We start from the raw sequence: 14,885 nt of genomic DNA on the forward strand, positions 1-14,885 counted from the left end.
TTTTGGCAGAAAGGCAGACCTGAGTTAGGACGTTAAAAATGGATATTCCAGTTGAAGATAAAAAAACAAAACTGACTGGTCACTGGAAGTGGCTGCTAGCGTTTCTGGCTGTAGTTTTTGTTATTGTCTGGCAGTGGTCTAAACCTGCCAGCAGTGAAACCTTACAGCGTAAAGATTTGATTTTGGGTGAAGTGAATCAGGGGGATTTTACGGTCGGGATTGAGGCCTACGGTACTCTGGTATCTAATCGGCAAAAAAGGCTGACCTCAAGGACTGCCGCCACTGTCGATGAGATTTACCTGAAGCCGGGAGCCATAGTTGAACCCGACAGTGCCATTCTTCAGCTGGGAAACCCTGACCTGTTGCAAGACCTGGAACGAGTTGAGCAGGACTTGATACAGGAACAGGCCAACCTGAGAATGATTCGGCTGAACAATAGCCGGGAGTTGATGGCTGAAGAGGCGAGCCTGGCGCAACTCAAGGCCGACTATGAAACCGTACGCTTCAGGCTTAATGCTGAGGAAAGACTGATTGAAAGCGGAACGATTTCCCGTCTTACCTATAACACCACGCGACTGAAAGAGAGGCAGTTGGCTGAGCGTGTGAAAATCCTGACAGGACAAAGGGAGCAGTTGCTTCTGGTTCACCAGGAAGCCCTGAAGATTCAGCAAGAGAAAATCAAGCAGGCCAATGGAGCCCTGAAATCATTACGAAATAAGGTCGAACAGCTTACCGTCAGGGCAGGTATCCAGGGCGTTCTTCAGGAGTTGCCTGTGGTGCTGGGTCAGAGTGTTAGCGCTGGGGAAACTCTGGCCGTTGCCGGGAGTACCTCTGATCTGGTTGCCAAAATCAAAGTCCCCCAAACACAAGTGGAAAAAGTAACCGTTGGACTTCCGGTACAAATAGACAACCGTCGTGAGACGGCAACCGGCAAAGTGACTCGAATCAGCCCGAAAGTGATTGAAGGAACAGTCACCGTTGAAGTAGCATTTGACGATCTGCCACCCACAGGTTCCAGGCCGGACCAGTCTGTCTCAGCCGACATTATTGTTGACACCGTAGAAGATGCCTTGTTCATCGAAAGGCCAGTCAATGCTGTCGCTCATTCACAGCGCGAATTGTTCAAGTTGGACGACAGCAAAGAGCTGGCAAACAGTACCGTGATTTCATTCGGTGTTGAGAGTGGTCGCCATATTCAGATTGTGGCCGGTGCCAGTGATGGCGAGATGTTGATTCTCAATGATGTCCATCGAAGTGTCGATTCTGACCAGGTGGTGATTGTCAACTGAGATCCTTTTAAAAGCCATAATTTAGTAGGCTCAAAATGTCGTTTGATAAACAGCAACTGCCCAGTAAGGAAAACGCTTTGAAAGGGCGTAAGCAAGCGATGGAAGTGCCTGCGGAACATTATGTTAACGGCCATTCTCTTGTGCCACCTTTCCCTGCTGAGCTGGAGGTGGTCTATGTCGGTATGGGCTGTTTCTGGGGGGCCGAAAGGCTGTTCTGGAAACAGGCTGGCGTCTGGACGACGGCAGTCGGTTATGCGGGAGGTTATACGCCTAACCCGACCTATGAAGAAGTTTGTACTGGTGGCACCGGTCACGCTGAAGTGGTCATGATAGCTTTTGATCCGGGCGTTATCCCCCTGAAAGCCCTGCTGAAACTGTTTTGGGAGTCTCATGACCCTACCCAGGGCATGAAGCAGGGTAATGACCGGGGCACTCAGTACCGCTCTGCGATTTATACCACTTCCGATGAGCAGGGTAAGAAAGCCCGTGAATCCATGGCTCACTATCAGGCAGCATTGAACGAAAGCGGCAAAGGCAGTATTACCACAGAAATTGTTGATGCCCCGGTCTTTTATTATGCCGAGGCTTATCATCAACAATACCTGGCCAAGAATCCGGAAGGGTACTGTAGTCTGGGAGGGACTGGAATTTGCCTGCCGCCTGGCTCCTAGCTCCGATTTCGACTCATCGCCCTCACCAGAAACCGGGTAGGATTCAAATGATCCAGAAGGTCAGAGGCAACCGGTGAGCACTCGCCATTCATCTGTGCTGCCAGCAGTTCTCCCGATAGCGGTGCGGTAATCAATCCTCTGGAGCCGTGACCGGCATTGATATACAGACCCTTCAGGTATCGGGGAGGCTGGCTGAATGGGTGCTTCATGTTCTTGCGGAGCATGGCAAACTCATTCAGAAAGTCTTCCCGGTCAACAATGGCCCCCACCGCCGGCATGTAGTCAGGTGTCGTGCAACGAAAGCTGGCCCTGCCTCCCAGAATGTTGGCCTGCTCCCCTCCCAGGGCCCGGTAGAGTTCAGGCGCACAGTCTTTTTGCATCGCCAGGTTTTTCTGGTGACCTTCTGTAAGAACCTCAGCCGAGTCACTGTCAAAATCGAAAGTGGCGCCAATGGTGTGACGACCATAGGCGGCAGGTGCTGCATAGCCTTCGCCGCAGACGGTTGTTTTTAGTAGTGCGCTGTCGTCAGTACAGCCGATCTCGGTGATTTGCCCTCTGATGTTTTTCAGTGGAATAAAGTTCAGTGCAGGTAATTGGCTGGATGCTTTAGCACAGGCAATGATGACATTGCGGGACTGTATTGTCTGGGGAGCGCCGTCACTCATCAGGTTTAGAGTCCAGCCATCAGCTTCATATTCCAGAGACTCCAGCCTGGTATTCGAAACGACTTTGATATTGCTGTGGTTGGCCAGAGTCTGACAGAACAGGGCAGGGCGAACCCAGCCCGCATCCGGGAAATACAGACCATCGTGATCCAGTGGTATGCCAGCGATTTTGGAAAGCTGATGGCCGGGCAGGAAGCTAAGAAAGTCTTCGGGAAAATGCCGGGCAAGATCCTGATGGCGTTTTTTAACCTTGTCATTGATAGCAAGTTGCACGACACCGGATTGTTGCCAGAGTTCCGGTTGCTTGCTGGCAAAAGAGCCCAATAAATGGATAGAGTACAGGTAGCCCTGGGTAATAAATCGACTGAGTGGCGTTTTATTGGCCGACAACTTGGTGTAAAGAATCCCCTGAGGATTACCAGATGCCTCCATGGCCAGGGCCTGATGTTGCTCGATCAGAGTGACTTGCCAACCCCTTTCGGCAAGGGCTCTTGCCGTGCTACAGCCTACCAGTCCGCCACCGACGACGATGGCGTTTTGAATCGTGCCATTGTTACCATGCTGAGAAGGATTATGAAACCATAGCGGCCTGGTCTTTTGTTTTTTGGCGGTTTGAGTCAGCCTGCCTTTGATCATATCCCGTTTGTGCCCGAAGCCGTCGCTTTTTTCGACACTGAAGCCCGCCTGAGTGAGACCGTCCCTGACCATTCTAGCTGCCGTAAAGGTTGCGAAGGTGGTGTCCGGGTGGCTTTTGGCGGCCATCGTCGTGAACAGTTCCGGCTGCCACATTTCAGGGTTTTTTGCCGGGCTGAAGCCATCGAGAAACCAGGCATCCACCCGGCCTTCCAATTCTGGCAGGGTATTCAGCACGTCGCCCATGCACAGCGTCAGTTTTACTCTGCCATCTGCGAAGCTGAAATGCTGATGTCCTTCAATGGCGGGCATATAGCATTCAACAAGTAGAGTCGTGTATTTTGCCAGCTCAGGAAACATCGAGAGTGCTTTCTGGAGATCATTACAAGACAGTGGATACTTTTCGGTTGATATAAAATGCAGTCTTGCCGACTCAGGTGCTTCATTATCGAAACAGGCCCAGGCACAGAGAAAGTTGAGCCCTGTGCCAAAGCCGGTTTCTCCAACCGTAAAGCTTTCATTCTGATTCAAAGCGGCAAAACGCTTGGGTAGATCGTTTCCCTCAATAAATACGTGCCGGGTTTCCTCGATGCCTGAAGCGGTAGAAAAGTAAATATCATCAAATGCGGTGGATGCAGGTTGGCCGTTCTCTTTCCATTCAAGGTCTGCATGAGTCACGGGGCGCTTTAAGTGCTGCTGTTGAAGGGGGGCGTCTTTTTTGCTCATGCAGGGTCTCTAATCAAGGGTGGAAGAACCAGCAGGAATCCCCTGCGATCCAGCCGATGTGAGGGTTGTTGGTTGACCGCGAATCTACCGCTGGCCAGTGAGGTTGTCAATTGATGCAGGATGCGGGCTCCTTTCCAGTCTGTAATCTTCAGGAAAGTTTCAGGCAATGCTCAGCTTTCATAATCAACCCGGTGCTTAACCTCCCAGCCTCCACACATAATAAGGATAAAGTCCATGAAATCGTCTAACAAAAAGTCACTGTCACCCTTTGTAGTTTTGCCATCAGCATTGGCTTTGGCCTTAATGAGCCATCAGGCAGTCGCTAACGAATCTACCTCTGATGCGGGCTATTATGGTTCTCTTGGTTTTCTGTCTGCCAATGTTAAGGCAGAAGGTATGGAGAATAGTCTGCGACCTGGCATCGGAAGTTTCGTTGAAGGCGATGATAAGGATAAAGCGAATACTTACTCACTGGCTCTGGGATATGACTTTGGTAATAACTGGCGTCTCGAAGGTGAATACACTGCCACTCAGGAAGTGCATTTTACCAGTGATTCCAGTACTTTCGCGGGTAGTCTGAATAATCACTATGCGGATGCTCAACGTGTTATGTTCAACGTCTATCGAGATATGGAGATCGGCGCTGGCTTTTCTGCTTATGCCACGGGCGGGCTGGGTGTCGCGAAAATTGAATCCAGCGGCTGGCAGGGTGTTCCATCACGCCAATATCATAACAACACAGACACCAATCTGATTTATGCAGTGGGTGTGGGTGTCGGCTATGAGCCCATCAAAAATGTGAACTTCTCGCTGGGTTATCGCTATGTTGACCTGGGTAAGGTAGAGAGCGGCATGAATGCTTTTGTAAACTCAAGAGGTCTTCAGGACGAGCAACTGCGTGCCCATCTTTATTCCAGTGAATACTCACTGACTGCCCGTTATTCATTTTAAAGGGATGATTGTCGTATAACCAGGGAAAGCTAAGGCGTATTCCCTGGTTATGAGCAGTCTGGGCGCCTCAGGAAGCCGACTGGATTATATGCGACAGTGTTTGCAGACAAGTCTCCCGCTTTACTTTTTCAAACAGTTTGCGGGCGTTGTCAGAACTTTTGCTCATCATGCTCAGCCACTGTTTCAGTCTGCCATCCAGATAGCGCCTGGGGTTGTTGATGAAATAAGGGTGTTCCTGCTCCGGGTGTGCCGGGGCAGAGACCACTTTTTCGGTAAACCTCTGGATCAGTAACAGAGAGCGGGTCCAGCGTTCTTCCTGACACGGGTTGTGTTGACTGGCGACAATGGCCGCAGGCAGATCCGGATCACGCAGAATACCCCGGCCAATCATAATGTCCTGACAGCCAGACACTTCCCGGCAGCGTTGCGCATCCTCGATTTTGAAGATATCACCATTCGCCACCAGCGGAATGGACAGTGCTTCTCGCAGCTGAACCAATTCCTGCCAGTGGGCAGGGGGTTTATAACCCTGAAGTTTGGTTCTGGCATGAACCGCCAGAGAGTTTGCGCCAGCACTTTCTATGGCCCGGGCATTTTCCAGGGCAAGGTCGCTATCCAGATAGCCCAGTCTCATTTTGGCGGTGACGGGCACTTGCGCAGGAACCGCGTTGCGCACCGCTGAAACAATCTCATAAATAAGTTCGGGTTCTTTCAGGAGGACTGCGCCTCCTTTATGGCGATTCACGGTTTTAGCAGGACATCCAAAGTTCAAATCCACCCCCAGTGCCCCAAGCCGGGCAGCTTTGGCGGCATTGTAGGCCATCATCTGCGGATTATTGCCAAGAAACTGAATATGAACAGGTGTTCCGCTTCGGGTGCGACAGCCGTGCTTGAGTTCCGGGCAGATCCGGTGAAAGGTTTGTGTCGGCAACCGGGTGTCCGTGATACGGATAAATTCTGTTACACACAGGTCAATGCCGCCAGCCTCAGTCAGCAGTTCCCGCAGCAGGTAATCAACGACACCTTCCATGGGGGCCAGGGTTATAGTGCTCATGGATGAAAAGGATATGGCTCTTGGGCAAACGCAGTAATCTAACAGAAATCCCTGGTTTTTGCTTTACTTTCGATTTTTTCAGTAAGTTGCAGGGAGATGATTTGACAGCAATCGCTTAAGCAGTTAAATATCCCAGTCATCTTTTGTCTGGATTGGAATATTCTCAATGAAATATAAAACACATGTCGTACCCGTCAAAAAGAACATAGCACTGGTGGCTCACGACAAAAAGAAGGAAGAGCTGGTGGAGTGGGCTCTGCGTCATCGTGATGAGCTGGCCAATCATCAGTTGTATGCCACTGGCACCACCGGTGGCCTTCTGGAAAAGACGCTGTCTCTGCCCATTAAAAAGTTTATCAGTGGCCCTTTGGGTGGCGATCAGCAGGTTGGTGCCTTGATCTCTGAAAGCAAGCTGGATCTGTTGGTATTTTTCTGGGATCCCTTTGAGTCCCAGCCCCATGATCCAGACGTGAAAGCGTTGCTGAGAATTGCCGCGGTCTGGAATATCCCGGTGGCCTGTAACCAAAGCTCTGCTGAGTTTATGTTTTCTTCAGACATGATGGGCCAGAGTCACGAAAGAAAGATTCCGGATTATGAGCGCTATCTGAAGTCCAGGTCTTTTTAACGATTTGCCAACGGCTGACAATGACTGTTTTGGCTGATGGTTCCGAAAAAGAACCCACGAAAAATTGCCCGTAAAAACACTACGGGCAATTAATTCATGATGTGATTCCGGGAAGCTGACGATCCTTTATAAGCTGGTCGGATCCAGACTTTCATTGGTGACAGTCGGCTCGTAGTGGCGACGTTTTTTGTAAGTCACCTTGGGCGAGCATGAAGTCTTTTGCTCTTCAATGAGACCTTGGCACTCAATAGGTTTCTGAGGCGTTGTTCTGATTGCGTAATTTTGATGTCGAGTTAGAGGTTGCCTGACCGGCTCCGGCTGGAAACTCAGTTCATCATTGTTGAAATGATCGCTCTCGCTGGTCGGCAAGTCTTGATCCTGACCCTCCGATTCCTGCATATTCAACCGCATTCTATAAGGGTGTCCATAGCCTCTTCTTCTGCGGGGCTTATGTGACTTTGGCTCAGGTGGTTTTAAGCCGGTAAATTGTTCGTAAACAGTGGCGTAAATATATTTGCTCACTACTACCTCCAAAGGAGATTTATCCCAGAAAATTAGATTGTTTATTAGTGATACGATGGTATTAAATCTCCATTAATGCATGAATAGGTAACAGTACCTAAATGAAAAGACGTTACCTGAGAACCTGACGAACCCAAGACTGTCCGACGATTAAATCCGACAGGCTCCCAGGGGGCAGGCTAAAAACGGAGTGTTGGGTCGGTTACTTAACGACACATTAACAACTTATGGCCATTATGTATGACCAGGGCTGGTGTGAAGTTTCTTCAGCGGCGCGCTAATGTTTGGAGGCAATGATAGCAGTCGAACATTTTTAAGGTTGTTTATTTAAATAATATTTTTGAATTTTGAGAAAATGTTAATAACTAATTAATTAAATTGGACTTAATAAAAGTCTATTTGCAAATATTATCCGTTTTAAAGTTGATTTTATTATATGCCCATTGTCGTAATGCCTCAGTCAGTTTCAAATAAGTACTCAGGTGTTCATGACTTTTTCGTTAATCGGGGGTATTACTGTCTCCTGGTTAGGCTCGTCTCTGTGCAGGGTGTGCTATCATATCGACCATTCAGTTTATAATCGTCGTATAAATGGTTCGCGAATAGCTGTTTTAATAAGTATTTGGCACAGTGGTGGAAAGTAATTAGTTAATATATTCTGTAACTCAACAAACGACAGTTTTTATCGGACGGAAAGGTAGTCCGCTGACACCGCTATGCGAGATATCTGTATTGTAACAAGTGGCAGATATCATTTTTTGACATAGCTCAACACAAATACACATTTCCTTTCTGTTTGGTTAGATACTTAATTTTTTGCCATAAAAATGCGCCGTGGAAGTGACCGGTCTGTTTTTATGGTTATACAGATTTTCCAACAGCAGGAGCTGCGATCAATGAGCACTCAAGCCAAAGAACTACCAGCAGGATGGGCAGGATTTGCCCAAGGTGAATGGACCGAAAATATCAATGTTCGGGATTTTATCCAGAAAAACTATACCCCTTATGAAGGGGGTGACGACTTCCTTGCCGATGTCACCGAAGCTACCCGTCGTCTCTGGGACGATGTTATGGAGGGTATCAAGGAAGAAAACCGCACCCACGCCCCGATTGATTTTGATCACGATCTGCCTTCCACCATTACCTCACACAAAGCCGGGTATATTCAGAAAGATCTGGAAAAGATTGTCGGTCTTCAGACTGACAAGCCTCTGAAGCGGGGTATGATTGCCAATGGTGGTATCCGCATGGTGGAAACTTCCTGTGAAGTCTACGGGAAGAAGCTGGATCCCATGGTGAAGAAGATCTTCACTGAGTACCGCAAAACCCATAATGCCGGTGTCTTTGATATTTACACGCCTTCTATTCGTAACTGTCGTAAGTCCGGTGTGATTACCGGTCTGCCAGACGCCTATGGTCGTGGACGTATTATCGGTGACTACCGTCGTATTGCTCTGTACGGCATTGATCGTCTAGTTGCAGACAAGAAAGTACAGCATGGCCAGCTGGATTCTGCGCTGGAGTCTGGCGAAAACCTGGAGCAGACTATCCGACTGCGTGAAGAGATCATGGAACAGATCCGTGCCCTGATGCAGATAAAAGAGATGGCGGCCAGTTATGGTTGCGATATCAGTCAACCTGCTGTCTCTGCTCAGGAAGCGGTTCAGTGGACTTACTTTGCTTACTTGGCGGCGGTTAAATCCCAGAACGGTGCAGCCATGTCTCTGGGTCGTACAGCGACTTTCCTGGACGTTTATATCCAGCGTGACCTGGAAGCGGGCAAAATCACGGAAGTGGATGCCCAGGAACTGATCGACCATTTCGTCATGAAACTGCGTATGGTTCGTTTTCTGCGTACCCCTGAGTACGACGAACTGTTCTCCGGCGATCCTATCTGGGCGACAGAGTCCATCGGTGGTATGAGCCTGGATGGTCGTACGCTGGTGACTAAAAACAGCTTCCGTTTCCTGCATACCCTTTACACCATGGGCCCCTCACCAGAGCCTAATATTACCGTGCTCTGGTCCGAGGCTCTGCCACAGGGCTTTAAAGAATTCTGTGCCAAGGTATCCATTGATACCAGCTCCATTCAATACGAGAATGACGATCTGATGCGTCCGGACATGGACAGTGATGATTACGCCATTGCCTGCTGTGTATCGCCTATGATTGTCGGTAAGCAGATGCAGTTCTTTGGTGCCCGTGCCAACCTGGCCAAAACACTGTTGTACTCCATCAACGGTGGTGTCGATGAAAAACTGAAGATTCAGGTTGGTCCCAAGGTAGCTCCAATCACAGATGAGGTGCTGGATTTCGATACGGTTTATGCCAGCATGGATCGTCTGATGGATTGGTTGGCGACTCAGTACGTAGCAGCACTGAATGCCATCCATTACATGCATGATAAGTATTCCTATGAAGCCTCCCTAATGGCTCTTCATGACCGCGATATTGTGCGTAACATGGCGACTGGTATTGCTGGCCTGTCCGTTGCTGCGGACTCTTTGTCGGCGATCAAGTACGCTAAAGTGAAACCGGTTCGTGACGAAGATGGTATTGCCGTAGACTTTGAAATCGAAGGCGACTATCCGAAGTTTGGTAACAACGAAGAGCGTGTCGATGCGATTGCCTGTGAGCTGGTAGAGACCTTTATGAAAAAGGTGGCATCACACAAAATTTACCGTGATGCGATCCCAACCCAGTCTATCCTGACTATTACCTCTAACGTGGTTTATGGTAAGAAGACCGGTAATACGCCAGATGGTCGTCGTGCAGGCCAACCATTTGGTCCGGGCGCTAATCCAATGCATGGTCGTGATACCAGTGGTGCGGTAGCGTCACTAAGCTCTGTGGCTAAACTGCCATTCTCTTATGCGAAAGACGGTATTTCCTATACCTTTTCTATTGTGCCAAAAGCACTGGGTAAGGATGAACTCGGTCGTCGTCGCAATCTGGTGGGTCTGATGGATGGTTACTTCCATCATGAGGTTGAGCGGGAAGGTGGTCAGCACCTGAACGTGAATGTTATGAACCGTGAGATGCTGGAAGATGCTGTGGAAAATCCAGACAAGTATCCTTCACTGACCATTCGCGTATCCGGCTACGCCGTTCGTTTTAACTCTTTGACCCCCGAGCAACAAAGAGACGTCATTGCTCGAACCTTTACAGCAACTCTGTAATTTTTTTGGGTATTGAGTGAAGGAAGGCCGGCACTATGCCGGCCTTCTTTATGGGATTTTTCCGAGCTTTTGGTATTCGTCTATTTGAGTTGAGGTCAGTTATGGCAATTGGACGCGTTCATTCCATGGATTCATTCGGAACCGTCGATGGCCCCGGTATCCGCTATGTGGTCTTTATGCAGGGCTGCCTGATGCGATGCCGCTATTGTCACAACCGGGACACCTGGGATCTTCGTGAAGGTGGGGAGCTGAAAAGTCACGAAGAAGTGTTTCGGGAAATCAAAAAAGTTAAAAACTTTCTTTCAGGCGGCGTGACGGTAACCGGCGGTGAGCCTATTTTGCAGGCTGATTTTGTCGCCGACCTGTTTGCAGAGTGTCGTAAGGAAGGTATTCATACTTGTCTGGATACCAATGGTTTTGCCAAGCACATTAACGACGATGTTATACGTCTGTTAAACAATACTGATCTTGTGCTGCTGGATATTAAGCACATGGATGAAGAAATGCATCATAAGTTGACCTATGTCACCGGCAGCCATACTCAGCATTTTGCGCACTATCTGGCAGAGATTAACAAGCCGGTCTGGATTCGATATGTCGTCGTCGATGGTTATACGATTGACCCACAGTACGCTGGTATGTTGGCTGAGTTTATTGAACCCATGAAGAACGTTGAGAAGGTTGAGATACTGCCTTACCACAGTCTGGGGGTGCATAAATGGAACTTATTAAACGACACTTATGAGTTGGAAAAGGTAACTCCTCCTACTCAGGAGCAGCTTGAACGGATCCGGGATGAGTTTACTTCGAGAGGGATTGTGGCGGCCTATTAAGAAAGGAAGTTGAGCTGGCAATGGCCTTGCCGACAAGGGCAAGGCCATGGAATCAGGTGTTAGTTAAATAACCTGTTTTCCTGTTCCTGAACGAGAATAAAAGTAGTTCGCTTGGTCAGCTCTTTCAGGGTTGCCGCGCCTACGTAGGTGCAGGTGGAGCGAACGCCGCCGAGAATGTCCTGCACAGTGCCTTCGACAGGGCCGCGATAAGGAATCTTAACGGTTTTGCCTTCAGGAGCACGGTAATTAGCCACTCCGCCAGAGTGCTTGTCCATAGCTGTTTCAGAACTCATTCCGTAGAACAGTTTGAATTTCTCGCCGTCTTCTTCCACTTCTTCGCCAGCGGATTCGTCGTGACCGGCAAACATGCCGCCAATCATGACAAAGTCGGCACCACCGCCAAAGGCTTTGGCAACGTCGCCTGCACAGGTGCAGCCACCGTCAGAGATAATCTGACCACCAACACCGTGAGCGGCGTCAGCGCATTCGATGGTAGCAGACAGCTGTGGGTAGCCAACACCGGTTTTCACACGGGTGGTACATACGGAACCGGGTCCGATGCCTACCTTAACGATGTCAGCACCTTTCAGAATCAGTTCTTCAACCATTTCACCGGTGACGACGTTACCGGCAATAATGACCTTATTGGGGTGATGCTTACGAACTTTGGCAACATATCGAACAAAGTGTTCGGAGTAGCCATTGGCAACATCAATGCAAATAAAACGCAGGTTGTCGCTTAGTGCCAGGATGTCGTTGAGTTTGGTGAAGTCAGCATCAGATGTGCCGCTGCTCACCATGACATGGTTTTCAATGCCAGCAGGTGCGTTGTCCAGGAATGCCCGCCATTCTTCGATGGTGTAGTGTTTGTGCACGGCGGTCAGCATCTTGTGCTCGGCCAGTGCCAGGGCAATAGAGAAAGTGCCTACGGTGTCCATATTGGCAGCAATGACAGGGACGCCAGTCCACTCCTGACTGGTGTGAATAAATTTGAAGGTACGTTCCAGGCTGACCTGGGACCGGCTCTTCAGGGTTGAACGCTTGGGTCTGAACAGAACATCTTTAAAACCCAGCTTGATATCAGCTTCAACACGCATAACTTTCCCGTTAGACCTTTTTACAGGTTAAAGACTTTTTACAGGTTAAAGACTAGTTTTCAGATTAAGGACTTAGTCTTCGACAGGTGGATGACAAGGGAAGTGTACAAGCGGCAGGATTTTGGAGGCTCCTATAAGAGACCGGTGACCCGGAAAGCGCACGCACTTTCTATGCCTATACCGGGCGATTATACAAAAACAGATATTGAGGTCAAAGGTGGGTTTTCCGAAGCGTGTTTTCAGGTGGGGTGTTCCCTCGCAGATCGAGGGAACGAGTTGCCGGGGAGGCTAATCAATCAAATCCTGAATCTTGGTTTTAATCAGGTCAATAGCAATCCTGTTCTTGCCCCCGTGGGGAATGATCAGGTCGGCGTGCTGGCGGGCAGGCTCAATAAATTGCAGGAACATGGGGCGTACTGTTTCCAGATATTGCCTGATGACCGAATCCACATCACGGCCTCGTTCGACAATATCCCGCTTCAGTCGTCTGATCAGGCAGATGTCCAGTGGCGTGTCCATATAGAAACGAAGGTCAAAGGTCTCCCGGACCTGCGGACAAGTAAACAACAGAATGCCTTCAATCAAAATAACCCGGGCAGGTAGAACCCTGCGGGTCTCCTGTTTACGGTTATGCACGGTGTAATCGTACAGTGGCACATCCACCGTCTGACCTTCTTTCAACTGCTGCATGTGCGCCAGCATCAGGTCATGATCCATAGAATCGGGATGGTCATAGTTTGTCTGAACCCTTTGCTTCATGGTCATGTGCGTCTGATCTTTGTAGTAAGAATCTTCAGAGATGACGCACACATGCTGGGACTGAAGCTCTTCGACCAGTGTATTGGCCAGCAGGCTTTTACCGGAAGCGGAGGCACCGGCAATGCCCACCAGGATAGTTTTTTGTTTCAGCATTTATACTCCATTACCGGTCTCTATCGACAGGTTGAGGGCGACCCTGTTCATCAATGGCCACAAAGGTGAAGATGCCTTCCGTCACTTTAATACGTTGCTGATGACAAGGCATTTTCGTGATCCAGACTTCCAGTCTGATTCGCATAGAGGTGGTGCCAACGCGAAGAATTTCGGCATAACAACAGACGACATCACCAACTTGCACCGGCTGGTGAAAGGACATGGATTCAATGGCGACCGTCGAAATCCGGCTGAAACTTCTCTGCTTGGCAGCAATACCACCGGCAATATCCATTTGTGACAATAGCCAGCCACCGAAAATATCACCGTTAGGATTGGTGTCTGCGGGCATGGCGAGCGTTCTGAGCATCAGCTCGCCTCGTGGCTCGAGCATGAGGGGATCTCCAGTGAGCACGAAAAAAATCTGGCGCAAATCCTAAAAGCCTTGGTCGGCCATGTAAACAATAAGTCGCACATTTTATGACGTTTTCCCTTGAATAGAATATTATTCTGCCCCGTGATGTTTTTGATTGATATAAGGATGCTATGAGCACTCGAACTCTCTCTAACCCAAGCCAGCTGGTGATTCGTAACAGTGAATGGCTGAGCTGTAATAAAATGCTTGTGCTGGGGATGCCCGCTGATGGGCTGGGAAGAGAAATGCTTCAGGAAGGCATTACAGAACAAATCTGTGGGCTGACCCGGGACTTTGCCGTCTACAGAACCCTTAACAAAGACTGGTCTGAAAACAGCCAGTTGACGCTTCACTACGGGCCTGTGGTGGAACCGACAGCAGACCGGTTTGATGGCGTGCTGATTTTCCTGCAAAAGAGCAAACCGCTGATGGATTTCTGGTTGGCAATGATTACACCTTTATTAAAAGAGGAGGCTGTCGTCTGGCTGACAGGTGAGAACAATGAAGGCATCAAGTCCTGGCGCAAACGACTGAGGCAGCATTTTTCTGAAGTTAAAAATATGGATAACGCTCGTCACTGTAGTCTGATCGAAGCTTCAGGAGTTCTGAACAATGACACCGAATTTTCTGAGTCTGATCATTACAGTGCCTATGAGCTCAACGTTCGTGGCATCACTTTACCTCTATTCTCGCTGCCCGGAGTATTCAGTCATGGACGTGTTGATGTGGGCACAGCCGTTCTTCTCGATACGTTTGAGAACTGCACGGCCAGACGGGTTCTCGATTTTGGTTGTGGTGCTGGCGTGGTAGCCGCTTTTCTTGGACAGCTGAATTCCGATGCTCATTATACGCTGGTGGACTCCGACGCCCTGGCTCTGGAAAGTTCATCTCGTACCCTGCAGGAAAATAACGTAAAGCATTTTAATGTGTTGGCCAGTGATGGTTTATCTGAAATCAGTGGCGAGTTCGACCTGATTGTTTCCAACCCTCCTTTTCATCAGGGGGTTAAGACCCATTATGCCGTGACGGAACAGTTTCTTGCCCGCTCTGCTGACTTGCTGAAGAAAGGAGGGGAGCTGCGTATTGTTGCCAATAGCTTCCTTCGTTATGAGCCGATCATCAAACAGGCTTTTGGTGATTGTAAGACCCTGGTCGTAAAAAATGGTTTTTCAATTTATCAGGCGTTCAAGCGATGATTGAAATAACACCTATATAATTTTTTCGTATAAAAAGTGATTAAAATATTATTTCAGTTATAAATAGTGAGGCTGATAATCTGCACCTTCGATTTTGGGCGGGCATGATAAGTGCGT

At 49.0% G+C, this 14,885-nt stretch carries 13 protein-coding genes; 7 read left to right on the top strand and 6 right to left on the bottom strand.

From position 1 onward, the window contains the following. Positions 1 to 38 precede the first annotated feature (38 nt). Positions 39 to 1,289: an HlyD family efflux transporter periplasmic adaptor subunit gene (locus K7B67_RS04640; protein ID WP_252179201.1), complete on the top strand. Its 1,251-nt coding sequence runs from the start codon at positions 39 to 41 to the stop codon at positions 1,287 to 1,289. A gap of 35 nt (positions 1,290 to 1,324) precedes the next feature. Further along, on the top strand, positions 1,325 to 1,960 hold the full coding sequence (msrA, locus tag K7B67_RS04645; protein ID WP_252179202.1) for a peptide-methionine (S)-S-oxide reductase MsrA: 636 nt from the start codon (positions 1,325 to 1,327) through the stop codon (positions 1,958 to 1,960). Here msrA and mnmC read toward each other — a convergent pair. Then, complete coding sequence (gene mnmC / locus K7B67_RS04650; RefSeq protein ID WP_252179203.1) at positions 1,957 to 3,984, bottom strand: bifunctional tRNA (5-methylaminomethyl-2-thiouridine)(34)-methyltransferase MnmD/FAD-dependent 5-carboxymethylaminomethyl-2-thiouridine(34) oxidoreductase MnmC; 2,028 nt, start codon at positions 3,982 to 3,984, stop codon at positions 1,957 to 1,959. The two genes, msrA and mnmC, sit on opposite strands and share 4 nt — an antisense overlap. A 234-nt stretch (positions 3,985 to 4,218) precedes the next feature. On the opposite strand from mnmC, the gene K7B67_RS04655 reads away from it, so the two are divergent. Then, positions 4,219 to 4,935 (top strand): porin family protein, encoded by a 717-nt coding sequence (locus K7B67_RS04655; RefSeq protein ID WP_252179204.1) that lies wholly within the window; start codon positions 4,219 to 4,221, stop codon positions 4,933 to 4,935. 67 nt (positions 4,936 to 5,002) lie between these two features. Here the strand turns inward: K7B67_RS04655 and K7B67_RS04660 are convergent, their stop codons facing one another. Beyond that, complete coding sequence (locus tag K7B67_RS04660) at positions 5,003 to 5,989, bottom strand: tRNA-dihydrouridine synthase (protein WP_252179205.1); 987 nt, start codon at positions 5,987 to 5,989, stop codon at positions 5,003 to 5,005. Between the two features lie 166 nt (positions 5,990 to 6,155). On the opposite strand from K7B67_RS04660, the gene K7B67_RS04665 reads away from it, so the two are divergent. Beyond that, the gene (locus K7B67_RS04665; protein ID WP_252179206.1) at positions 6,156 to 6,614 is read left to right on the top strand and encodes a methylglyoxal synthase; all 459 of its coding nucleotides are present in this window, start codon (positions 6,156 to 6,158) and stop codon (positions 6,612 to 6,614) included. A gap of 126 nt (positions 6,615 to 6,740) precedes the next feature. On the opposite strand, the gene K7B67_RS04670 is transcribed toward K7B67_RS04665, so the two are convergent. Further along, entirely contained in the window at positions 6,741 to 7,136 is a 396-nt protein-coding gene (locus K7B67_RS04670) for a hypothetical protein (protein ID WP_252179207.1), read from the bottom strand. A gap of 896 nt (positions 7,137 to 8,032) precedes the next feature. On the opposite strand from K7B67_RS04670, the gene pflB reads away from it, so the two are divergent. Beyond that, positions 8,033 to 10,315, top strand: coding sequence for a formate C-acetyltransferase (gene pflB, locus K7B67_RS04675; protein ID WP_252179208.1), 2,283 nt, complete (start codon positions 8,033 to 8,035; stop codon positions 10,313 to 10,315). Positions 10,316 to 10,416: 101 nt separating this feature from the next. Beyond that, entirely contained in the window at positions 10,417 to 11,148 is a 732-nt protein-coding gene (gene pflA / locus K7B67_RS04680) for a pyruvate formate-lyase-activating protein (RefSeq protein ID WP_252179209.1), read from the top strand. Positions 11,149 to 11,207: 59 nt separating this feature from the next. Here the strand turns inward: pflA and K7B67_RS04685 are convergent, their stop codons facing one another. From K7B67_RS04685 to yciA, 3 genes are all read right to left on the bottom strand, one after another. Next, positions 11,208 to 12,245 carry a GMP reductase gene (locus tag K7B67_RS04685; RefSeq protein WP_252179210.1) on the bottom strand — a complete coding sequence of 346 codons (1,038 nt, stop codon included), beginning with the start codon at positions 12,243 to 12,245 and terminating at the stop codon, positions 11,208 to 11,210. Between the two features lie 288 nt (positions 12,246 to 12,533). Beyond that, complete coding sequence (gene udk / locus K7B67_RS04690; RefSeq protein ID WP_252179211.1) at positions 12,534 to 13,157, bottom strand: uridine kinase; 624 nt, start codon at positions 13,155 to 13,157, stop codon at positions 12,534 to 12,536. A 10-nt stretch (positions 13,158 to 13,167) separates the two neighbouring features. Next, the gene (gene yciA, locus K7B67_RS04695) at positions 13,168 to 13,551 is read right to left on the bottom strand and encodes an acyl-CoA thioester hydrolase YciA (RefSeq protein ID WP_252179212.1); all 384 of its coding nucleotides are present in this window, start codon (positions 13,549 to 13,551) and stop codon (positions 13,168 to 13,170) included. A gap of 152 nt (positions 13,552 to 13,703) precedes the next feature. On the opposite strand from yciA, the gene K7B67_RS04700 reads away from it, so the two are divergent. Then, the gene (locus K7B67_RS04700) at positions 13,704 to 14,768 is read left to right on the top strand and encodes a class I SAM-dependent methyltransferase (RefSeq protein WP_252179213.1); all 1,065 of its coding nucleotides are present in this window, start codon (positions 13,704 to 13,706) and stop codon (positions 14,766 to 14,768) included. The last annotated feature ends 117 nt before the right edge of the window (positions 14,769 to 14,885 follow it).

It is taken from the genome of Endozoicomonas sp. 4G (genome assembly GCF_023822025.1).
In the GTDB taxonomy this organism is placed as follows: domain Bacteria; phylum Pseudomonadota; class Gammaproteobacteria; order Pseudomonadales; family Endozoicomonadaceae; genus Endozoicomonas_A.